This window comes from Lacinutrix sp. YIN62 (assembly GCF_057219185.1).
In genome coordinates, this window is sequence record NZ_JBXVVH010000030.1 from 1 (window position 1) to 24825 (window position 24825).

Annotated in this window: 16 protein-coding genes; 10 read left to right on the forward strand and 6 right to left on the reverse strand. The window is 32.2% G+C overall.

Annotated elements, in window-relative coordinates:
• Positions 1-241: 241 nt before the first annotated feature.
• Positions 242-1783, reverse strand: coding sequence for a glycine--tRNA ligase (locus tag AC2D8I_RS14950; protein WP_484706848.1), 1542 nt, complete (start codon positions 1781-1783; stop codon positions 242-244).
• Positions 1784-2053: 270 nt separating this feature from the next.
• On the opposite strand from AC2D8I_RS14950, the gene AC2D8I_RS14955 reads away from it, so the two are divergent.
• Positions 2054-2731 carry a ComF family protein gene (locus tag AC2D8I_RS14955; RefSeq protein WP_484706849.1) on the forward strand — a complete coding sequence of 226 codons (678 nt, stop codon included), beginning with the start codon at positions 2054-2056 and terminating at the stop codon, positions 2729-2731.
• Positions 2732-2824: 93 nt separating this feature from the next.
• Positions 2825-4441, forward strand: coding sequence for an Ig-like domain-containing domain (locus AC2D8I_RS14960; RefSeq protein WP_484706851.1), 1617 nt, complete (start codon positions 2825-2827; stop codon positions 4439-4441).
• On the opposite strand, the gene AC2D8I_RS14965 is transcribed toward AC2D8I_RS14960, so the two are convergent.
• Both AC2D8I_RS14965 and AC2D8I_RS14970 read right to left on the reverse strand, forming a co-directional pair.
• Positions 4433-5212 (reverse strand): nitrilase family protein, encoded by a 780-nt coding sequence (locus AC2D8I_RS14965; RefSeq protein WP_484706852.1) that lies wholly within the window; start codon positions 5210-5212, stop codon positions 4433-4435. The two genes, AC2D8I_RS14960 and AC2D8I_RS14965, sit on opposite strands and share 9 nt — an antisense overlap.
• A 111-nt stretch (positions 5213-5323) precedes the next feature.
• Positions 5324-6466 carry a methionine aminotransferase gene (locus tag AC2D8I_RS14970; RefSeq protein ID WP_484706864.1) on the reverse strand — a complete coding sequence of 381 codons (1143 nt, stop codon included), beginning with the start codon at positions 6464-6466 and terminating at the stop codon, positions 5324-5326.
• A gap of 125 nt (positions 6467-6591) precedes the next feature.
• Between AC2D8I_RS14970 and AC2D8I_RS14975 the strand changes: the two genes are divergently transcribed.
• Positions 6592-8682 carry a S46 family peptidase gene (locus tag AC2D8I_RS14975; protein ID WP_484706853.1) on the forward strand — a complete coding sequence of 697 codons (2091 nt, stop codon included), beginning with the start codon at positions 6592-6594 and terminating at the stop codon, positions 8680-8682.
• 156 nt (positions 8683-8838) lie between these two features.
• On the opposite strand, the gene AC2D8I_RS14980 is transcribed toward AC2D8I_RS14975, so the two are convergent.
• Together AC2D8I_RS14980 and AC2D8I_RS14985 are read right to left on the reverse strand one after the other, a co-directional pair.
• Positions 8839-9531 carry a LytR/AlgR family response regulator transcription factor gene (locus AC2D8I_RS14980; protein ID WP_484706854.1) on the reverse strand — a complete coding sequence of 231 codons (693 nt, stop codon included), beginning with the start codon at positions 9529-9531 and terminating at the stop codon, positions 8839-8841.
• A gap of 102 nt (positions 9532-9633) precedes the next feature.
• The gene (locus tag AC2D8I_RS14985) at positions 9634-10608 is read right to left on the reverse strand and encodes a sensor histidine kinase (RefSeq protein ID WP_484706855.1); all 975 of its coding nucleotides are present in this window, start codon (positions 10606-10608) and stop codon (positions 9634-9636) included.
• A gap of 165 nt (positions 10609-10773) precedes the next feature.
• Here AC2D8I_RS14985 and AC2D8I_RS14990 point away from each other — a divergent pair, with 165 nt between their 5' ends.
• Positions 10774-11700: a PfkB family carbohydrate kinase gene (locus AC2D8I_RS14990; RefSeq protein ID WP_484706856.1), complete on the forward strand. Its 927-nt coding sequence runs from the start codon at positions 10774-10776 to the stop codon at positions 11698-11700.
• 101 nt (positions 11701-11801) lie between these two features.
• Complete coding sequence (locus tag AC2D8I_RS14995; RefSeq protein ID WP_484706857.1) at positions 11802-13700, forward strand: amidophosphoribosyltransferase; 1899 nt, start codon at positions 11802-11804, stop codon at positions 13698-13700.
• Positions 13701-14143: 443 nt separating this feature from the next.
• Here the strand turns inward: AC2D8I_RS14995 and AC2D8I_RS15000 are convergent, their stop codons facing one another.
• A complete protein-coding gene (locus AC2D8I_RS15000; RefSeq protein ID WP_484706858.1) occupies positions 14144-14752 on the reverse strand; it encodes a superoxide dismutase in 609 nt (202 codons plus the stop codon).
• Positions 14753-14877: 125 nt separating this feature from the next.
• On the opposite strand from AC2D8I_RS15000, the gene AC2D8I_RS15005 reads away from it, so the two are divergent.
• From AC2D8I_RS15005 to AC2D8I_RS15025, 5 genes are all read left to right on the forward strand, one after another.
• Positions 14878-18027: a UvrD-helicase domain-containing protein gene (locus tag AC2D8I_RS15005; RefSeq protein WP_484706859.1), complete on the forward strand. Its 3150-nt coding sequence runs from the start codon at positions 14878-14880 to the stop codon at positions 18025-18027.
• Positions 18028-18101: 74 nt separating this feature from the next.
• Complete coding sequence (gene kbl / locus AC2D8I_RS15010; protein ID WP_484706860.1) at positions 18102-19295, forward strand: glycine C-acetyltransferase; 1194 nt, start codon at positions 18102-18104, stop codon at positions 19293-19295.
• Between the two features lie 141 nt (positions 19296-19436).
• Entirely contained in the window at positions 19437-20867 is a 1431-nt protein-coding gene (locus AC2D8I_RS15015) for an OmpA family protein (RefSeq protein WP_484706861.1), read from the forward strand.
• 70 nt (positions 20868-20937) lie between these two features.
• On the forward strand, positions 20938-23694 hold the full coding sequence (locus AC2D8I_RS15020; protein WP_484706862.1) for a PD-(D/E)XK nuclease family protein: 2757 nt from the start codon (positions 20938-20940) through the stop codon (positions 23692-23694).
• A gap of 2 nt (positions 23695-23696) precedes the next feature.
• Positions 23697-24536, forward strand: coding sequence for an alpha/beta hydrolase family protein (locus AC2D8I_RS15025; protein ID WP_484706863.1), 840 nt, complete (start codon positions 23697-23699; stop codon positions 24534-24536).
• The last annotated feature ends 289 nt before the right edge of the window (positions 24537-24825 follow it).

Genomic DNA, 24825 nt, shown 5'->3' on the forward strand with positions numbered 1-24825 from the left:
AGGGATTGACGCTTCAAGGATTTCTGGATTAGGTAAAGGAGAGAATGAACCAGCAGTAGACTGCGGAAGAGCCTGTACCGACGAACAGCACCAGTTAAACCGCCGCTCTGAATTCTTGATTGTAAGCGGTGGGCCACAGCAAAACCAATAATTAAAATACTAAGTATTACACAGTATTAAATAAAAACCCAGCTTAAAAAAAATTAAGCTGGGTTTTTTATTATCCTTTTCTGATGAATATTTACATTTTCATCAACCAGTTTTTCACATCTACTTCTTGCTTTATAATTTCGCTTAACGCTTCAATTTTAACACGTTTTTGTTCCATTGTATCTCTATGTCTAATCGTTACTGTATCATCCTCTAATCCTTCGTGATCTACAGTAATACAAAATGGTGTTCCATTGGCATCTTGACGACGATAACGTCTTCCGACAGCATCTTTTTCATCATAAGCAACATTAAAATCCCATTTTAAACGTTCTACAATTTGCTTTGCTTTTTCAGGAAGACCATCTTTTTTAACCAAAGGTAAAACCGCCGCTTTAAAAGGCGCTAAAACCGCAGGTAATTTCAAAACGGTACGTGTTGTATTATTTTCTAACACTTCTTCCTCTAAAGCATTTGAGAATACAGCTAAAAACATACGATCCAAACCTATCGATGTTTCTAAAACATAAGGCGTATAATTCTTATTCTCTTCGTGGTCGAAGTATTGAAGTTTCTTTCCCGAATGCGTTTCATGCGCTTTTAAATCAAAATCTGTACGCGAGTGTATTCCTTCCAATTCCTTAAACCCAAACGGAAATTTAAATTCTATATCCGTAGCAGCATCTGCATAATGCGCTAATTTTTCATGATCATGAAAACGATAGTTTTCGTCTCCCATTCCTAGTGAAAGATGCCATTTCATACGCGCTTCCTTCCAATGCTTAAACCATTCTTTTTGAGTCCCTGGTTTTATAAAAAACTGCATTTCCATTTGTTCAAACTCACGCATTCTAAAAATAAACTGTCTTGCAACAATTTCGTTCCTAAACGCTTTTCCTGTTTGTGCAATTCCAAAAGGCAGTTTCATTCGCCCCGTTTTCTGTACGTTTAAAAAGTTAACAAAAATACCTTGTGCTGTTTCTGGTCGCAAATGTAAATCCATAGCACTTTCTGCTGAGGCTCCTAATTTGGTACCAAACATTAAATTAAACTGTTTAACATCCGTCCAGTTCTTACTTCCCGTTAACGGGTCTGCTATTTCTAACGCTTCAATTAAAGCTTTAACATCTACTAAGTCTTCATTTTCTAAAGAGCGACCTAAACGCGATAAAATACTATCTATTTTCTCTTGGTAACCTAAAACCCTAGGATTAGTTGAAACAAACTCGTCTTTATTAAAAGCATCGCCAAATCGCTTTCTTGCTTTCTTTACTTCTTTTTCAATTTTTGTTTCAATCTTTAGACAGTAATCTTCCACCAAAACATCTGCTCTATACCGTTTTTTAGAATCCTTATTATCTATCAATGGATCGTTGAAAGCATCAATATGCCCAGATGCTTTCCAAGTCGTTGGATGCATAAATATTGCCGAATCTAACCCTACAATATTATCATTCATTTGCACCATCGCCCGCCACCAATAGTCTCTTATATTTTTCTTTAATTCTACTCCATTTTGCGCGTAATCATAGACAGCACTTAGTCCGTCATATATCTCACTACTTTGAAATACATATCCGTATTCCTTAGCATGGGAAATTACTTTTTTAAATTTATCGTCTTGATTTGCCATACTGCAAAAATATAAAACCACTACAAACAAATAGAGTGGTTTTATGAAAAATGTAAGAGATAATCCCTTTTTAATCTTTCCATAGTAGATGCTACATTATTTTTATTAGATAGAAAATCTTAAAAAACATAAAACAATACTTTTATATTCCCTCTAAAAACAATCCCAAGCTTAACAAAACAGAAACAACTTATCCTATCCCTTAGTTATACTTATTTATTCAACTGTTCTTTTTTTGTATTTTACAACACTAACAATCAACACAATAACATGCTCTCATTACTTTCTAATTTATTCTTCCCTAAAATCTGTCTCGCTTGCGCTGCTTTTCTAAGCGATAATGAAAAAATTATATGCACAGATTGCAGACATATTTTGCCTGTTACAAACTTCCATAAGGATAATAGCGACACTATAAAAAAAATGCTATACGGCAGAGCTAGATTAGAATTAGCAACGGCATTACTTTATTTTGAAAAAAAAAGCATTGTTCAACACCTCATACACCAATTAAAATATAAAGGACAAGAGGAGATTGGTACATTTTTAGGAGAGTGGCTTGGTGAAGAACTTAAAACTATTGATGCTTATAGACATATAGATATTATCATTCCAGTACCATTGCATCAAAAAAAATTAAACGCGCGTGGCTATAACCAAGTTGAACAATTTGGAAAGAAAATCGCAGAATCTATAAATGCAATTTATATAAATAATGTTTTAATAAAAATCACCAATACCTCTTCTCAATCTCACAAAAAACGCTTTGCAAGATGGGCAAATACTAATGAACTTTTTTTAGTAAATAACCTAGAAAGAATTAATAACAAGCACATTCTTTTAGTTGATGATATTATAACCACAGGGGCGACATTAGAAGCTTGTATTATTGAGCTCAATAAAGCCACTAATATAAAAATTAGTGTCGCAACAATGGCCATTGCCTAACTAAATTCTTTAGAAACCTTATAATGAATACACATTAGTTTACTGTTGGTAAACAAATAAATTCTTAATTTTGCTCAATATTCATTTTTTAGTATGCAAAATCGTTTTTTTAATTTTCTTTTTTTAATTGTTATTGCTTTAATATTAGTTAACTGTGCCAATAGAGGCACTCCTAGTGGTGGAGAAAAGGATACGACCCCTCCAAAGATAACTAAAGCTATACCAGAAAATTATTCAACAAATTTTACTGGTAATGAAATTTTAATATATTTTGATGAATATATAAAATTAAAAAACATAACACAGCAGCTTATTATTTCTCCTCCCATGTCTACTCCTCCTGAGATTACTCCTCTAGGGTCTGCAAATAAATACATCAAAATTAAAATTCACGATACGCTTCAACCTAATACAACTTACGCTTTTAATTTTGGAAATAGTATTGTAGATAATAATGAAGAAAATCCTTTTAAATATTATAGATATGTTTTTTCTACAGGAGATAAAATAGATTCACTAACCGTAAAAGGGCGCGTAATGGATGCTCTAAATTTTAAAACAGACCCTTTTATTTCAGTAGTATTGTACGAAGCAGATTCTACCTATAATGATTCTATAATCTATAAAGAAACCCCCAAATACATCACAAATACTTTAGACAGCACCACTAATTATATTATTAAAAACGTTAAAGCAGGAAAGTACTTTCTTCGTGCCATAAAGGATATAAACGGAGACAATAAATTTCAACAACGCTCTGATAAAATTGGCTTTTATGAAAAACCTATAGAAGTCACAAACGATTCTAGCCCTCCTTTTTACGATCTTAAACTATTTCATGAAGCTATAGATTATAAAGCCTCTAAACCTCATTTGGTTTCTGGTGAAAAAATTGCATTTGGATATAATGGAGATTATAAAACTATGGAAATTGAAGTCCTTTCTGATGTTCCTAGCGATTATGAGTCCCGCTACTTTAAAGATGAAAAAGCTGATTCTTTAAATTATTTCTATACTCCAAAATTAAAAGTTGATTCTTTAGTTTTTAAAGTTTCAAATAGAACAGTAATAGATACTTTTACTGTTAGAATAAAGGAAAACACAAAAGACTCTCTAATTATAAGTCCATTCCCAACTGGCAACATAAAGCTTAATCAAGATTTTAGTCTGCTAGCAAATATTCCCTTTAAAAAAATTGACGAAAGTAAAATCTCTATTAGAGACAAAGACTCCATAGCAGTCCCATACACAATTGCTTACGATAGTATTAAAAACAAATACGATTTAAACTTTAAAAAAACAGCAGAAAACAGTTATAAAATTCAAATCCTTCCTGAAGCACTAACCGATTTCTTTGAAAATAAAAATGACACTTTAAGATACCGTTTAAGGACTCAATCTGTAAACAACTTTAGTAACGCACGCATTATACTAGAAAACGCTGTATACCCCGTTATTGTACAATTAACTAACGAGAAAGGTGTTGTGAAATTCGAAGATTATGTAACAAAGTCCAGGCCTGTAGATTTTCAGTTTATAGACCCTGGAAAATACTATATAAGAGTGGTATTTGATACTAACAAAAATGGGGTTTATGATTCTGGAAATTACCTAAAAGGAATACAACCAGAACGTGTTAGTTACGCCAATGAGCCTTACGAAGCTAAAGTTGGTTTCGACGAAGAGATTGTTTTCCCGTTGTTAGATTAAATTAAAAGCATCCTTATCGTTTAAAAACCCTAAATGTCTTCTATTTTTTTCAATATGAGATTTATATAAGGTAACAATTTCAATAGCTTCCTTATTGGGTTCTATATGCGATAATTCTTCACCTAAAACATTATAAACTGCTGAATGTCCTGGATATTCATAATTGTTAGCGTCTAGCCCAACCCTGTTCACTCCAATACAATAACTCATATTCTCTATTGCTCTCGCTTTTAGCAATACATCCCATGCATAAATTCTAGGTTTTGGCCAATTAGCAACATAAAGTAGTACATCATAATTCTCTACATTTCTTGCCCAAACGGGGAATCTTAAATCGTAACAAATTAAAGGGCAAATACGCCAACCTAAATAATTAACTATTTGCTTTTTGTTGCCAGAGGTAAACGTTTTATCTTCTCCGGCAAGACTAAAACTATGCCGCTTATTATAAATATGCACATCTCCATTAGGCTTAACAAAAAGAAGTCTGTTATAAAAGTCTTCTTTTTCTGAAATAATTAAACTTCCTACAATCGCGGCTTGTTTTTCTAAGGCTAATACTTTTAATAATTCTACTGTTTTACCTTCCATCGTTTCTGCTATCCCTTCAGTATTCATAGTAAATCCAGAGCTAAACATTTCGGGTAGGATAATAAGGTCTGTAGTCTCAGGTATTGCTTTAATTTTATTAGTAAAATTAATTCTATTTTTATTCGGGTTTTCCCAAATTAAATCCGATTGAACAACAGCTATTTTCAATGTGTCTTGCATAAAATAAAAGTAATTAATTTTTACTTAAAACGTATCCTTTTAAGATTTTAAAACGCAATTTAAACAAGACCAACATCAAATTAAAATCAGCAATACATTAGTTAAACATCATTAAATCGAGTTTAAGATATCTGCTGCCTGTTTTAATGTATCCTCTGTTTTTGCAAAGCAAAAACGAAGCACTTTGTAATCTAAACCTGCATTATTAAATACCGATAACGGGATGGATGCAATCTTATGCTCGATAGTTAATCGTTTTGCGAAATCAACATCATATTCTTTAGTTATTTCGGAGTAATCTAATACTTGAAAATAAGTGCCTTTTGCTGGTTTAAAACGAAATCGAGAGTCTTTAATTAAACTTAAAAACAAATCCCTTTTTTTTTGATAAAAATGAGACAATTCCGTATAACGGCTTGATTTTTTCATATATCGAGCTAATCCTTTTTGCATTGGATGATTAACACAAAACACATTAAACTGGTGTACCTTTCTAAATTCATCCATTAGCTCTTTAGGCGCACAACAGTACCCAATTTTCCATCCTGTGTTATGAAATGTCTTTCCAAATGAAGCCGTTATAAAACTTCGCCTTTTTAACCCTTTATAAAGGCTAACACTTTCATGTTGCGCTCCATCAAAAACAATATGTTCATAAACCTCGTCACTTAATACAATAATACCTGTTTCGTTTGTTATGTTTTGAAGTTCAAGCAAATCAGCTTTAGAAAAAATAGTCCCACTAGGATTATGAGGCGTATTCACAATAATCATTTTTGTTTTATCAGATACCTTCTCTTTAACCGCATTCCAATTTATATTATAATTCGGAGCTTCCATTTGTATAGCAACCGTCTTCCCTCCATTTATAGCAATAGCTGGCTCATAACAATCGTAAGCAGGCTTAAAAATAATAACTTCGTCGTTAGCTTTTACAAATGCTGAAATAATGGTGTAAATAGCTTGTGTAGCTCCTGCTGTTATTGTGATTTCACTTTCTGGGAGATAGTTAGCACTATATAAGTTATTCATTTTATCTGCAATAACCTCTCTTAATCCTATATCTCCCGCCATAGGAGCATATTGATTATAACCTGATTGCATAGCATCTTGAACAAAAGAGGTTAAAAGAGGGTCGCTTTTAAAATTCGGAAAGCCTTGAGATAAATTAATTGCATTATTTGCATTAGCCAAAAGACTCATTTTTGTAAAAATAGTGGTTTCTACTTTAGGCAATTTAGAATTGTGATTCATCATATTATATAGAATAATGACATAAATTAACAAAAAAGATGTTATTTAAAAGCTTGTTTTTTTATATTTGAGTGATCATTTTACCAAAAATGATGAAGTTTCATCCCCAATCAACAACTTAAACTATGAAATTCTTAAAAGTACTACTTCTTTTTATTACCATCCAATTATCTGCACAGCAAGGTGGTATGTGGATTCCTTCGTTGCTAGAAGGAATGAACGAGCAAGAAATGGCCAATCTAGGCAGCAAATTAACCGCAAAAGACATTTACGATGTCAATAATTCCAGTTTAAAGGATGCCATCGGTCATTTTAATGGCGGTTGCACAGCAGAGCTTATTTCCGATAAAGGTCTAATTCTAACAAACCACCATTGCGGCTTTAGTCAGATACAATCTCATTCTTCTCTAGAAAATGACTATTTAAAAGATGGGTTTTGGGCAATGAACCTCCAACAAGAACTTCCTAATGAGGATTTATTTGTAGAATTTATTGTAAGTATTGAAGATGTTACCTCCAAAGTATTGTCTGGTGTTATAGATGGAATGCCAGAAAATGAAAAGCAATCTATTATAGATAGAAACAGTGGTATTGTACAAAAAACCACAAAAACGCAGTCTTGGCAAGACACAAAAATTAAAGCCTTTTATAATGGAAACCAATATTTTCTATTCGTTACAGAACGTTTTGAGGACATTCGCTTGGTAGGCGCACCACCTTCTAGTATTGGTAAGTTTGGTAGCGATACAGACAATTGGGTTTTCCCAAGGCATACTGGTGATTTTTCTATGTTTAGAATTTATGCAGACAAGCATAACCGCCCAGCACCATATTCAAAAAATAACAAACCTTATAAACCCAAACATTATTTACCAATCTCGTTAGATGGTATTGAAGAAGGAGATTTCACTTTAGTTTTTGGATTCCCTGGACGCACAAATGAATACTTACCTTCTGTAGCTATAGATCACATTACAAAAGAATTAAACCCAAGTAATATAGCCATTCGTGAAGCTGCCCTTAAAGTTATAGACGCCAAAATGAAAACCGATGATGACATAAGAATAAAATATGCTTCTAAACAAGCTAGAATTGCTAATGCTTGGAAAAAATGGATTGGAGAAAATTTAGGTGTAGAAAAAAGTAATGCCGTATCTAACAGGGAAGACTTTGAAACAGAATATACTAAAGCGCTATATGCAAAAGGACTTGTAGATAAATACGGAAGTATTTTACCGGAACTGGAACACCAATACAATGATTTTTCTGATATAAATATTAAACGTAGAAATTTTATTGAAGTCTTTTTAGTAACTAATGAGTTAATGCAAATGGCATTTAGAGCCTTTCAACTGGAAGCCTCGACTCAAGCCAATCCAGAAAGTTTTGAAGCCGAAAGAACCAAATTAATTTCTAAACTAAAAAGCATTCATAAAAACTACGATACCCAACTAGACAAAGAAATATTTGAAGCTGTAATGCCTTTATATTCTGAAAAGGTAGACGCTACAATTTATGAAAAAACAGCATTTACTAATCTTGAATCTGCTTTAAGTTTATTAGAAGGCAAACCGAAAGATGTTTTTAAAAAACTAAATAAAGACATCGCATACCGATATGCCAAACCTTTTATTTTTGAATTTCACAATACAATAGATACGGAATATAAACAAAAAAACACCCGCATTAAAGGACTGCAAAAACAGTATATGAAATCTTTAATGGATGCCCAACCGAATGCACGCTATTTTCCAGATGCAAACAGCACACTTCGTGTTACCTACGGACAAGTTAAAGGTTATTCGCCAAAAGATGCCGTTTACTACAAGCCTGTTAGTTATTTGGATGGAATTATGGAAAAATACATTGAAGGCGATTATGAGTTTGATGTCCCCAAAAAACTAAGAGACCTCTATAAAAACAAAAACTTCGGACAATACTCTGATGCAAATGGAAAAGTTCCTGTTTGCTTTTTAGGCACAAACCATACAACAGGAGGAAACTCTGGAAGCCCTGCAATAGACGCACAAGGAAACTTAGTAGGACTCAATTTTGATCGTGTTTGGGAAGGCACTATGAGTGACATAAACTATGATCCAGAAATTTGTAGAAACATTATGGTAGATTTACGCTATGTATTGTTTATTGTAGATAAATACGCTGGAGCCAAACATTTAATTAACGAAATGACATTGGTACATCCAAAAAAGGAATAAACAAAACCTTAATTTAAGACTTAATACAAGAACAGTTTAAAACTCATATTACGGAGGTTTAAACTGTTTTTTTTTATATCTAAAACGATACGTTTACAAAATCAGTGTATTTTAAATTACATAATAAAATAATAAGTTATAACGACTTAACTCTTTTTAGACAATTTTTAATCGTTTTAATAATTCTGATTTGTATGTTCTACCAATGGGCAGCTTACATCCCTCTACATACAATGTATTTCCAGATATTTTTTCAACACAGCAACTATTAATAACATACGACTTATGGACTTGAATAAATTGATTATCGGGCAATTTACTTATCCAATTTTTAAGAGAATCTATATAAGTTAATTTTTGAGTTTTGGTAATTACTGTAATATAATTCCTGTCAGACTCTAAATACAGAATATCATTTAAAATAATCTTATGTAAGGTTTTATCTACATTTAAGAAAAAAACCGCATTATTATCATCTTCAGAAACATTAAACTTATTTATTCTCTCCTTTGCTTTATTAATCGCTTTTAAAAACCGATCGAAAGAGAATGGCTTTACCAGATAATCTACAATTGTATCCAGCTCAAAACTAGACACGGCATAATCTGGGTAAGCGGTTGTCATTATTACAGCTGGAGGATTTTTAATTGTTTTTATGAAATCTATCCCCGAGATATCTGGCAAATTAATATCCAAGAAAACAACATCTACCGTTTCGTTTCTTAAAAACATACTGGCTTCAATTGCAGCTTTAAAAACACCGCAAACTTCAATATTAGGAAACTTATTTAAAAAATTAATTAAAATATTTTGAGCAGGAATTTCATCTTCTACAATAATACAAGTCATTGATTTTTCTTTTATATAAATAATCGATTATAATAAAACACCTTATTAATTACTTTGTGCTGAGTAGATACAAAGCTTATAGAAGCAACGCATCAGCCTCTACTATTTCAGCTTTAGCTTTAAATGTACTACAAACTGCTTCGCTTTAACAATATTAAACTCATACTTATTCTGGTACATTAGTTCCAAACGTTTTTCCAAATTCTTTAACCCAATTTTAAAATCGGCAGATAACACTTCTGTACTATTATAATCATTAGAACATCTGCAGTCTAAAATCCCGTGTTCTTCTGTAATTACAATTGAAATATCACTATTTAATGTACTATGTTTAAAGGCATTTTCTATTATAGTAATTAATAACAACGGAGCGATTACACAGCCTGATGATTTAATATTTGTTGTATAAAAAATTTGTTTTACTCCTTCAGTTCTTATACGCTGGAACTTAATATAGTTCTCTAAAAACAGCAACTCTTTTCTTAACGGAATAGTTTCTGCATTACTTTCATACAATACATGCTTCAGGTTATCTGATAGCATTAAAATAAGATCAGGTACTTCTTTTGGTTTTTCAATAGCATAAGAATAAATCGTGTTTAAATTATTAAACAAAACATGAGGATTAATTTGTGATTTCAAAAATTTCAACTCCATCTCTGTATGTTCTTTTTTAATTTGCTCAAATTCTTCTTGCTTATCAATAAAACGATACAAGACCCATATAAAAGAAAAAAATATAAGAGGCACCAAAGTTTGCCATAGATAATCACTTAAACATTTCATTATAGAGCAACCGCATTGCGTAAAAACATTACAATATAATTGAGTCGCTAAAAAAGAAATAATAGCAAATACAAACACATAGATAATATAAAGCTTCTTCTTTACAAAAAACGGGAGTAGCACCAAATTATTAACGTACACAATTACGACAAGAATAGAAACATACTGTAAAAAGGGATTCGCCTTCCAGTAGTATTTTGAGAAAACAAATAATGATACTATTATAAATAGTGTCCAAAAAAGGAAATGTACTAATATCTGCGAAGTGTTCTTTTTTAGAAATGTCATCATATTCCTCTCGAAAGTAATTAGAAAAATCAATACCTTAAAGAATTAAAGTACAAAAACCTTAGTTAAGCTTATAAACAACAATTAAACACAAAATATCAATTATTATATTAGTAAGAACGACATATTAAAAAAACCTATATTTGCACAGAATTTAGAATTCATTTTATGAGCAAATTAGTAGTAGTAGGGACAGTAGCTTTTGACGCTATTGAAACCCCTTTCGGAAAAACAGATAAAATACTTGGTGGTGCAGCCACATACATAGGTCTTTCGGCATCAAATTTTAATATAGATGCTGCATTAGTATCTGTTGTTGGTGGAGATTTCCCGCAAGAACACCTAAATCTTTTAACAGGGAAAAACCTAGATATTTCTGGAATAGAAATAGTAAAAGAAGGTAAAACTTTCTTTTGGAGTGGTAAATATCATAACGATATGAACTCTCGTGATACCCTAGCGACAGAACTTAATGTTTTAGAGCATTTTAATCCTGTGGTACCAGACGGTTACAAAGATGCGGACATCGTTATGTTAGGAAACTTACACCCCTTGGTACAACAAGGCGTTTTAGACCAAATGAATAAAAAACCAAAACTTGCCATCTTAGATACGATGAACTTCTGGATGGACATTGCTTTGGATGATTTACTAAACGTTATTAAAAATGTAGATGTCATTACCATTAATGATGAAGAAGCTAGGCAATTAACAGGGGAATATTCTTTAGTTGTAGCAGCTAGAAAAATCCATGAAATGGGGCCTAAATATGTCGTGATTAAAAAAGGAGAGCATGGTGCACTATTATTTCATAACGACAATGTTTTCTATGCTCCCGCATTACCACTAGAAGAAGTGTTTGACCCAACAGGAGCAGGAGACACCTTTGCAGGAGGCTTTGCTGGTTACTTAGCAAAAACTGGAGACCTTTCTTTTGAAAGTATGAAAAATGCAGTTATTTACGGCTCTACATTAGCCTCCTTCTGTGTTGAAAAATTTGGAACAGAACGGATGAAAAACCTAAGTAATGAAGAAGTCTACAAACGCTTGCAGCAGTTTAAGGATTTAACACAATTCGAAATCAAATTAACATAAACTAACGCGCTCAAAATTTGAGCGCGTTTTTTATTAAATATATATTTGTCCTTTCTGACTAAAACAGGACTTTAAAACACAACTACTACAACAACTTAACAATGAGTGATATTTTAAAACACGAGTGCGGTATCGCAATGGTTAGACTACTAAAACCATTAGAATTCTATAAAGAAAAGTATGGAAGCGCATTTTATGGGGTAAATAAAATGTATCTATTAATGGAAAAACAGCACAACCGTGGTCAAGACGGTGCTGGCTTTGCAAGTATAAAGTTAGATACTCAGCCTGGAGAACGCTATATAAGTAGAGTTCGCTCTATACAACAACAACCCATTCAAGATATTTTTGCACAAATTAATGAACGCATAAATAAAGAACTCACCAATCATCCAGAATATAATGAAGATGTTGCACTCCAAAAAAAACACATTCCCTATATAGGCGAATTGTTTTTAGGTCATGTCCGTTATGGTACTTTTGGGAAAAATAGCGTTGAAAGTGTTCATCCGTTTCTAAGGCAAAACAACTGGATGCACAGAAATCTCATTATGGCAGGAAACTTTAACATGACCAATGTTAAAGAACTATTTAAAAACCTAATAGACTTAGGCCAACACCCTAAAGAATATACTGATACTATTACTATAATGGAAAAAATCGGTCATTTTTTAGATGATTCTGTAAGTAAGATATATAAAAAATTAAAAAAAGAAGGCTACAATAAAAACGAATGCTCTCCACTAATTGCAGAACGATTAAATGTTGCTAAAATATTAAAACGAGCGGCAAAAAACTGGGATGGTGGTTATGCTATGGCAGGCCTTTTAGGCCATGGAGATTCTTTTGTTCTTCGTGATCCTGCAGGCATACGCCCCGTATATTATTACAAAGATGATGAAGTTGTTGTTATTGCATCTGAGCGCCCTGTAATACAAACCGCTTTTAATGTAGAATTTAATGACGTAAAAGAACTAGATCCAGGCCACGCCATTATTACTAAAAAATCTGGAGAAGTTTCTATTAAAAAAATATTAGACCCCTTAGAACGCAAAGCCTGTTCATTTGAACGCATCTATTTTTCTCGCGGAAGTGATGCCGAAATATACCAAGAACGTAAAGAGCTTGGAAAATTATTAATGCCACAAGTATTAAAGGCTATAAATAATGATACTAAGAACAGTGTTTTCTCTTATATACCTAATACAGCAGAGACTTCTTTCTTTGGAATGATTGAAACCGTAGAAGCGCATCTTAACGAGAAAAAAACACAAGCTATTCTTGACGGCAAAGGCGGATTAAGCGCCGAAACCGTTATTGATATCTTGTCCGAAAGACCTCGTATTGAAAAGATAGCTATTAAAGATGCTAAACTTAGAACATTTATTACAGAAGACAGTAGTCGTGACGATTTAGTTGCTCATGTATATGATGTAACCTATGGCGTTATTAAACCAACAGATAACCTGGTAATAATTGACGATAGTATTGTTCGCGGAACAACATTAAAAAAGAGCATTATTAAAATGATGGATCGATTACATCCTAAAAAAATTATAGTTGTTTCTTCTGCACCTCAAATTCGATACCCCGATTGTTATGGCATAGACATGGCAAACCTTGAATCTTTAATCGCTTTTAATGCGGCATTGGAATTATTAAAAGACAATAATAAATACCAACTGGTAGAAGACGTTTACAAAAAATGCAAAGCACAGGTTAATTTAGAAGATAAAGACGTTAAGAATTTCGTAAAAGAGATCTACGATCAATTTACACCAGAAGAGATTTCTGAGAAAATAGCAGTATTACTAAGTGATGATTCTGTAAATGCAGAAGTAAAAATTATTTTCCAACCTGTAGAAAACCTACATAAAGCTTGCCCTAAAAACCTAGGAGATTGGTATTTTACTGGAAATTATCCTACAGCTGGAGGGAATAGAGTTGTTAATAGGGCTTTTATTAATTTTTTCGAAGGAAACAAAGAACGCGCTTACTAAATTATAAATACTTTTTCTATTAAGACGTTAAAGAAATCTTATGAGGCCTAATACAATAAACGCCTTATTTATTAGTTATACCTCCATACTATAACGCTAACAGGTTAAGGCTTATAGTTTGGTTTGGGACAAAAAAGGTGGACACTCGTCCATCTTTTTTATTTAAAACCCTTCCTAAATCAGTCCTATATGACACTAAAAATACATTTTAACGAGTTTTCACACTTTTAATCTAAAAAAGGCTACAACTCACCCAGCTCTTAAGTATATTTGAACTTACCATAACATAAGTAGGTTAAGTTCATGGTAGATTTGGGGCAAAAAAGGTGGACACTCGTCCACCTTTTTTATTTTTCAAAAGCAAAAAAAAGGCAGCAATCTAAAATTACTACCTCTAATTTATTAATTCTATAACGTTATTTTAGCACGTTACCACTTGTATCTTATTTTGCTTCAGCATAACGTCTTTCAACTTCATTCCAGTTAATCACATTAAAAAATGCATTAATGTAATCTGGCCTTCTATTTTGGTAATTCAAATAATAAGCATGTTCCCAAACATCTAAGCCTAAAATTGGTGTTCCGCCACAAGAGACATTAGGCATTAATGGATTGTCTTGGTTTGGAGTAGAACAAACTTCAACCTTACCTCCTTTATGTACACACAACCAAGCCCATCCAGAACCAAACTGTGTTGCAGCAGCTTTACTAAAAGCATCTTTAAAAGCCTCTACAGAGCCATAAGCAGCTTCGATAGCCTCTTTTAACGCTCCAGACAATTGTCCTTTTTCTTCCGGGTTCATTACCTCCCAAAATAAGGAATGATTATAGAATCCGCCTCCATTATTTCTAACAGCCATATTATTCATATCCATATTGGTAAGAATGTCTTCTATAGATTTTCCTTCTAGTGCTGTTCCTTCGATAGCTCCATTAAGCTTAGTCGTATAACCGTTATGGTGTTTAGAGTGATGTATTTCCATTGTACGAGCATCGATATTAGGTTCTAATGCATCATACGCGTATTTTAATTTTGGTAATTCAAAAGCCATAATTCTAAATTTTATGTTATTAAGTAAATTGGATCAAATTTACGGATAATACAGTGTAATTAAAAATAATAAATGACTATGAAATCATTGATAGTTTTTATCTTGTATCAAAAAACACACATAATATGTCTAGAGACCATTCTTTTAGTGTTTACGATGCCTCCGCAGGAAGTGGAAAGACATTTACACTGGTAAAAGAATACCTTAAAATACTCTTTGCTTCTAATAATAGGGAAAAATTCAAACACATTTTAGCCATCACATTTACCAACAAGGCCGTTGGCGAAATGAAAACGCGTATTTTAGAAATGCTAAAAATGTTTTCTGATACAGCTATTCTTGAGACACCAAACAGTATGTTTAATGCGATTTGTGAAGAACTTCTTATTGAACCTGAAAAATTACACAGTAAATCGAAAAAAGTATTAAACAGCATAATGCATAACTATGCAGCATTTGATATTTCTACTATAGACGGTTTTAACCATAGACTAATACGCACCTTTGCCCATGATTTAAAACTCCCTTTAAATTTTGAAGTAGAACTAGACGTAAAAACATTATTAAGTGAAGCCGTAGATAGCTTAATTGCTAAAGCTGGAAGTGATGCGGCATTAACAAAAGTCTTAATAGATTTTGCCATAGAAAAAGCAGACGATGATAAAAGTTGGGACGTCTCTAGAGACTTCAACGCAATTGCAGCACTTTTAATTAATGAAAATGATTTAGAGTACGTAAAAACACTTGAAGGGAAAACATTTGAAGATTTTAAAACCCTTAGACAATTATTAATTACTAAAATTAAATCCACAGAACATAGCGTTATATCTTCAGCTAGTGCTGCTTTAAAACTTATAAAAGAAAATGGCTTAGCGTTTACAGATTTTACAAGAAGCACTTTACCTAATCACTTTAAGAAAGCAGCTGAGTTAATTTTTTTCGGACTATACACGAATCAATTAGAAAATAATATTAATCAAGGGATAAAAATTTATAATAAAACACTCGATCCAATAAAGGCCAACACTATTGATTCCATTCTCCCTCAAATTGGAAGCTACTATCAAGAGACCAAAACGGCTGTTTTTCATCTCAAATTCTTAAAAGGGTTTTACAAAAACATTACTCCTTTATCTGTTTTAAACGCCATTAACAATGAGTTAAATAGTATTAAGATAGAACAAAACAAAATGCTTATTTCAGAATTCAACAGTATTATAAGCGATGAAATAAAAGAGCAACCTACTCCTTTTATATACGAACGAATGGGAGAAAAATTTCGTCACTATTTCATAGATGAATTTCAAGACACCTCCCAAATGCAATGGCAGAATTTAATACCTTTATTAGACAATGCTCTCACAGGAGAAAATTTAAAAGGCGAGAAAGGAACAGCAATGTTAGTTGGGGATGCCAAACAAGCCATTTACAGATGGCGAGGAGGCAACGCTGAGCAATTTATAGAATTAAGTAATGGCAAGACTCCTTTTAAAATAGAGCTTGAGAATATTCGTTTGGAAAGCAACTACAGAAGTTATCAAAACATCGTTAGTTTTTATAATTGTTTTTTCGAATACTTATCTAAAATAGCACTTAGAGACACTAACTACGCAAATCTTTATAAAAAGGCCTCTCAAAAATTATTTCTAGAAAACAAAGGTTATGTTAACCTAAATTTTATAGATTTTGAAAAAGGAGACGACATTAATGAAATATATCCTCAATACGTGATGCAAACCATAAACACATGTATTGAAAATGGTTATGAATTGAAAGACATTTCTATTCTTATAAGAAAAAAGAAAGAAGGTGTTGCTCTTGCAGAATACTTAAGTAACGAAGGACTAAAAATAACGTCTTCTGAAACAATGCTAATAAGTAATTCTCCAGAAGTCTGCTTTACAAATAGTATTTTAAGTCTGTTAATGAATCCAAATGATAGCAGTTCTAAAATTTATATATTGGAGTATTTAGCAAACACCTATTCCATAGAAGATAAACACCACTATTTTAAAAAACATATTGACCTAAATTTAAATGATTTATTTGAAAGTTTTAAGGTTTTTGACATTCAAATAAATCCAAAAACCATTATTCAAGAACCATTATATGATATTGTTGAAAATATTATTAGAAACTTCAAACTTGTAAAACACTCCAATGCTTACCTACAATTTTACTTGGATATTGTATTAGAATATTCACAAAAATATATTTCTGATGCCTTAGGTTTTTTAGAGTATTACAATAAGAAAAAGGACACCTTAAGTATTGTTTCCCCACAAAACCAAGATGCCGTTAAAATTATGACCATCCACAAATCTAAAGGATTAGAGTTTCCCATCGTTATTTTCCCATATGCACAATTGGATATTTACAATGAAATAGACCCCAAAGAATGGTATGCATTAGAGAAAGAAGAGTACAACAACTTTTCACATACATTACTTAACTACACCAAAGATTTTGAGTTTTATAATAAGAAAGGATTTGAAATATACGAAAGACATCAATCGGCATTAGAACTAGACAATTTAAACTTACTCTATGTTGCATTAACAAGACCTGTAGAACAGCTGTATATTATTGGTAAAAAAGACATTAGCAAAAAAGGAGAACCAAATCTAAAAACATACTCGGGCTTACTCATCAACTACTTAATGCACATTGGAGCATGGAATGACTCACAATTAAATTACACGTATGGAAGCCCCTTTAAGGAAAGTAACAAAATAATTGAAACCAACAACACCATTGAACAAACCGAATTCATTACAACCGCCAAGCAAGATCATAATATAAAAGTAATCTCCAATTCAGGATACCTCTGGGATACAAACCAACAAGATGCTATAGAAAGAGGTAATATTGCTCATAATATAATGGCACATATTTATACAAAAAATGACATTGATTTTGGGGTTAATCATTTTATAGACTTAGGAATGCTTAGCACAGAACAGGCCACTGCTTTAAAAAACATAATATATAAAATTGTTAATCACCCTGAGCTTAAAAATTATTTCAATGACGCACACACTATTTATAACGAACGAGACATTATTACTAAAGAAGGTAAAATACTAAGACCTGATCGTTTAGTTATAAACAATAAAAATCAAGCGGTAATAATTGATTATAAAACAGGATTACACAATCCCAAATACCAACATCAATTACAGGATTATCAAGATGTATTAGAAACTATGCAAATAGAGGTTACACAAAAAATTCTAGTTTACTTAAATGACACCATTAAAATTCTTAAATACTAGTATTAAAAAAAAGAATCTCGTTTTCCCCTCTTACGCAAAAAACATTTTAAATTTGCATTAAAACAAACAGCATTATGTACGGTAATATAAAAAAGCATTTAGAAAACGAAATTCAAAGTATAAAGGATAATGGTCTTTTTAAAGAAGAACGAATAATTACGTCTCCTCAAGGTGCAGAAATAACATTAGACACCGGAAAAACCGTTTTAAATTTTTGTGCCAACAATTACTTAGGCCTCTCCTCACATCCTGAGGTTGTACAAGCTGCAAAAGATGCGATGGACACACATGGCTTCGGCATGTCTTCGGTACGTTTTATTTGTGGTACTCAAGATATACATAAAGCGTTAGAACAAAAAATAGCCAATTTTTATGGTACTGAAGATACGATATTATACGCTGCTGCTTTTGATGCTAATGGTGGGGTTTTCGAACCTTTATTAGGAAAAGAAGATGCTATTATTTCAGATTCGCTAAACCATGCTTCAATAATAGATGGTGTTCGCCTTTGTAAAGCAGCCCGTTATCGCTATGATAATAATAATATGGAAGAGCTAGAATCTAGACTCATTGAAGCAAACAAAAATGGTGCCCGCTTTAAAATCATTGTAACAGATGGCGTATTCTCTATGGATGGTATTGTTGCTTCTCTAGATAAAATATGTGATTTAGCAGACAAATACGATGCGTTAGTGATGATAGATGAGTGCCATGCGACTGGATTTATTGGAAAAACTGGACGTGGTACATTAGAAGAAAAAGGTGTTTTAGGTAGAATAGACATTATAACAGGAACCTTAGGAAAGGCCATGGGAGGCGCCATGGGTGGTTATACTACTGCAAAAAAAGAAGTTATAGAAATTCTACGTCAGCGTTCTAGACCCTATTTGTTCTCAAATTCATTAGCTCCCGCTATTGTTGGCGCTTCAATTAAAGTATTCGATATGTTAGCAAACGATACTGAACTTAGAGACAAACTAGAATTCAATACAAATTATTTCAAAAAAGCAATGAATGCGGTTGGCTTTGACATTGTAGATGGAGACTCCGCTATAGTTCCTGTAATGTTATATGATGCCAAATTATCTCAAGATATGGCAAATATGTTGTTAGAAGAAGGTATTTATGTTATTGGTTTCTTCTATCCTGTTGTTCCCAAAGATAAAGCAAGAATAAGAGTTCAACTTTCTGCTGCTCACGAAAAAGAACATTTAGATCTTGCCATAAAAGCTTTTACAAAAGTCGGCAAAGCTTTAGGTGTTATTTAAAACCTGCCTAATAATTGTAATCATAGTATTAGCACTCGATATTTTTATCTTTTTGTCTTTGTTAAGACTTTTTAACAACTTATTTTTGCTTTAAATTAACACTCTTAAAATTAACACTCTTAAAATTAAATTATTTTGAATATGAAAAATCTTAGCAGATTATTATTCGCACTAGCATTTCTAGCAAGTTTCGGTAATGCAAATGCACAAGACCAAGATAACCCTTGGGCTGTTAGCTTTGGTATAAACGCAGTGGACGTTTATCCTGTTGGTGAAGATGCTCCACAAGGTGATTACTTTGACGAATTTTTCAATGTAAAAGGACATTGGAATATACTTCCTTCTTTTTCTACAATAAGTATTTCTAATTATGTAGGTGATAATTTTATTGTATCTGTTGGTGGGTCTATCAACAAAATTGAAAACTGGGGACAATTAGATACTCCAACTGGAGCTGTAGATGTTTCTGTTAACGACTTAAACTACTATGCTCTTGATACCAATGTAAAATACCTTTTAAGTAAATCTAATAAATTCGCTCCAACTGTAGGTATTGGAGGAGGTTATACTTGGATTGAAGAAGGCCCTTACAACACGAACTCTTCAGGTTCTAATAGTAGCGTAGGCGCAGGTACACTTAACGGATCACTAGGATTAACGTATTGGTTTACTGACAATGTTGGTTTCTCTCTTGAAACTAAATATAAGCATGCATTTGCTGATTATGGTGTTAGCCATTTCCAACATACAGCTGGTCTTTCTTTTAAATTTGGAGGAAAAGATACAGATGGAGATGGAATATATGACAAAAATGACTCTTGTGTAGATGTCTTTGGTTTAGAAGCTTTCAATGGTTGCCCTGATACAGATGGTGATGGCATAGAAGACAGTAGAGATACTTGTCCTAACGTAGCTGGTTTGGCAGAGCATAATGGTTGCCCTGATACAGATGGTGATGGTGTTGTAGATTCTAAAGATACTTGTCCTACAGTAAAAGGTCTTCCAGCATTAAACGGATGTCCTGATGCTGATAGTGATGGTGTTGCAGATGGAGATGACAAATGTATTAACGAAGCTGGTTCTCCAGACAACTACGGTTGCCCATGGCCTGATACAGATGGTGATTCTGTTTTAGATAAAGATGATAAATGTATTGATGAGCCTGGAACTGTAGCTAACAATGGTTGTCCTGAAGCTCCTGAAGTACCAGATGCTGAAGTTATTGAAACTTTAAATTCTTATGCTAAAACAATCTTATTTGATTCTGGAAAAGCGTCTTTCAAAAAAGCAACATTCCCTGTATTACAAGCAATAACAGCTATTTTAAAAGAATACCCTAAAGCTAAATTCTCAATTGGAGGTCATACAGATAGCGTAGGTAGCAAAAAAACAAATCAAAGATTATCTGAATCTAGAGCAAATGCAGTAAAAGATTACTTAGTAGAAAACGGTATTGGTTCAGACAGATTAACAGCTAAAGGATTTGGGGAAGAATATCCAATTACTTCAAACAGTACTAAAGCTGGAAGAAAAGAAAACAGACGTGTAGAAGTAAACCTTATCAAAAAATAAGTTTTAACAAACACTCTAAATAAAAATAAAAAACGCTTCGGGATCCCGAAGCGTTTTTTATTTTTATACAATGAAGAGTTTTATTTTTGATGTAATAAGTGATTTAAATAATAAAGGCGAGGATTTATCGAACCTAACCTTTATACTACCGAGTAAACGAGCGGGTGTTTTTTTAAAACAAGAACTATCCAATGTCGTTAATAAAACAATCTTTGCTCCAATTATTATTAGTATTGAAGAGTTTGTAGAAGAATTATCGCAATTAAAAACAATTTCAAACACAGAGCTTCTTTTTGAGTTTTATAATACCTACATACAATTAACGGCTAAGGACGAAAGAGACTCCTTTGAAGGCTTTTCAAAATGGGCCCAAATACTATTACAAGATTTCAATGAAATTGATCGCTATCTCATTCCTCAAGATAATATTTTTGAATATTTAAGCGCCATAAAAGAGCTAGAACACTGGTCCCTTGAGCAAGACAAAACCAAGGTTGTAATAGACTATCTTAAATTCTGGAGTAGGCTAAAAACGTATTACAAACACTACACAAAATCTTTATTAGCAAAAAAAACAGGCTATCAAGGATTAATTTATAGAGAAGCTGTAGAAAACATTCAATCCTACATAAATAGTAAACAAAACAAAACACATATATTCCTAGGATTTAATGCCTTAAACACAGCCGAAGAAACGATAATACAAGAACTGCTTCAAAATGATATGGCAGAAATATACTGGGATATAGATCAAGCGTTTTTAAATAATCCTATACACGATGCCGCTTTATTTACAAGACAGCATAAACAGAACTGGAAACATTTTGAAAACAATCCTTTTAAATGGATAACTCAACATTACACGACTACTAAAACAATAGAAATACTTGGAATTCCAAAAAATATCGGACAAGCCAAAACCATTGGAAGTATACTCAAAACGATATCCAAAGAAAATCCAACCCTTAAAAGCACAGCTGTAGTTTTAGGTGAAGAAAATTTACTTATTCCCATTTTAAATTCGATCCCTAAAAGCATAGAAACCTTAAACATAACGATGGGTTTTCCATTAAACTCAATACCACTAGCATCGTTATTCGAATTGTTATTTAATATTCAAAAAAAAGGAGCAGACACCTATTATTATAAAGAAGTTATTAGTATTCTTTCACATCAATTTATTAAACCTCTTTTTATAGTTGAAGAAACTGATATTGCCGCAATACTTATTGATAACATTCAAAAAAACAACCTGGTCTACTTATCTATTAACGACCTAAAAAAATATTGCAAAACGCACTCCCTTTTAATTGATCAATTATTTTCAAATTGGGAAAACAATGCACAAAAAGCCATTTCAAATTGTTTCAAAATAATATCTTTAATTAAAAACGATCTCACTAAAGACAAAACGAGCAATACACTTTCATTAGAATATTTATTTCGTTTTAATACACTATTTAATGAACTTTATAGATTAAACGAAAGTTTTAAACATATCAGTGATGTTTCTGCTCTTTTTAGTATTTACAAAGAACTTCTAAGTGCTGAAACCTTAGATTTTCAAGGCGAACCCTTACAAGGACTACAGATTATGGGAATGCTAGAATCCCGTGTGTTAGATTTCGAAACCGTTATCATATCATCTGTCAATGAGGGCATACTTCCTTCTGGAAAAAGCAACAATTCTTTTATTCCTTTCGATGTTAAAATAGAAAATAACTTACCGACTTACAAGGAGAAAGACGCTGTATACACTTATCACTTTTATAGATTACTACAGCGGGCTAAAAAAATATACATTCTATACAATACAGAAACAGACGTTCTAACAGGTGGCGAGAAAAGTCGTTTTATAAATCAATTAGAGCTGGAGACTATTCATGATATTAAACATAAAATAATTACACCAAGAGTCCCTAATATAAAGACTGAGTTGAAGCGAATAACTAAAACAAAAGAAGTTATACATCAATTAAAAAACATTTCAAAAAAAGGGTTTTCTCCTTCATCTTTAACCAACTACATAAGAAATCCTATGGATTTTTATTACCAGAGGTTATTAGGCATAAAAGACCTTGAAGATGTAGAGGAAACCGTTGCTGCTAATACCATGGGAACTGTTGTACATAATACGCTGGAAGAACTCTATACACCATATATAAATGTATTGCTAAACATAGAGTATATTAAAACAATGAAGTCCAAAATTGATGAGACCATCACTCGTTTTTTTAAAGAAGAGTACAAAGATGGAGATTTAACTAAGGGTAAAAATCTAATCGTCTACGAAATAGCAAAACGTTATGTTTTAAACTTTTTAAATACCGAAATAGAAGATCTTAAAAAAGGAAACACTATAAAAATTATAGCATTAGAGGCGGAAAATAAAATAACACTCCCCATAGATGAGCTTGATTTTGAAGTTACAATAAGAGGAACGGTAGATCGTGTAGACGAATACAACGGTACAACAAGGATTATAGATTACAAAACAGGCAAGGTTACTCAGAATCAAGTAGAACTAATTAATTGGGAAGAAATCACAAGTGACTACAAAAAATATAGCAAGAGTTTCCAGATATTAACTTATGCCTATATGTTAAACCAATCCAAACCATTAGATTTCCCCATAGAAGCAGGCATTATTTCGTTCAAAAATTTAAACACTGGATTTTTAAAATTCACCAAAAAAGAACAAATTAGAGGCGGTAAAAAAGACCCACAAATAACCCTAGACACTTTAACTAAATTCTGTGAAGAATTAAAAAAACTAATTCTAGAAATTTGCAATCCTGAAATTGATTTTATAGAAAAAGAACTTTAAAAATGAGACAAAAGAATAATGTTTTACACAGAAAACACCAAAAACCAATAATTTGGGACGTCTTTTTTAACAATAATAACGAAAAGAAACCTTTAGTTATTTTTTGCCATGGTTACAAAGGATTTAAGGATTGGGGAAGCTGGGATCTCGTTGCAGAAACATTTTCTAAAGCAGGCTTCTTTTTTGTGAAATTCAACTTTTCTCACAATGGTGGTACTATTACTAACCCCATAGATTTCCCTGATTTAAATGCTTTTGGTGAAAACAATTACATCAAAGAATTGGACGATCTAGATGCCATAATAAATTTGTTTTCTACTGCAAATACGACTTTATCCAAGCATATAGACGCGACTAACATAACCTTAATAGGACATTCACGAGCAGGCGGAATAACAGCAATAAAAGCCCAAGAAGACAGGCGAATAACACGATTAATCACATGGGCGGGTGTCTGCGATTTTGCAAAACGATCCGCTACCATAGGTAATTTAGAACAATGGAAGAAAGACGGTGTAAAATATATTTTAAATGGTAGAACAAATCAGAAAATGCCACATTACTACCAATTTTATACAAACTTCAAAGAAAACGAAAAACGATTAAGCATTGAAACTGCCGTTAAAAGCATAACGATACCTTATCTTATAATTCACTCAATAAACGACCCTTCAGTAAAATTTATCGAAGCCAAAAACTTACAGTCTTGGAACCCAAAAAACACTTTATTAGCTATTGAAAATAGCGATCATGTTTTTGGATCTAGTCATCCATGGCAAAAAAAAACTCTACCAAAAGCCTTAGAAATAGTCGTTAATGAAAGTATTCGTTTCATCAAATAAATAACATCTAATTTGAATTTATTCTTTAACATATATGCTTTTAATTTAAAAGACGTTTTCTAAAACCACTTTCATTTAAACAACTACATTAAAGATATAACAGTACAATTTTTCATTCCTTAAATTATATAAATCTAAATTTTTGAAAGAAAATTCAATTTATTAAAAACCTGTACAATAGCTAAAAAGGCAGTATCTCATAAACTGTGTAAGTTTAAAAATCTCGGGGTTTAATTCACCCTCGAGATTTTTTTATTTATTAACTTTAACACATTTATGAAACCAGAAG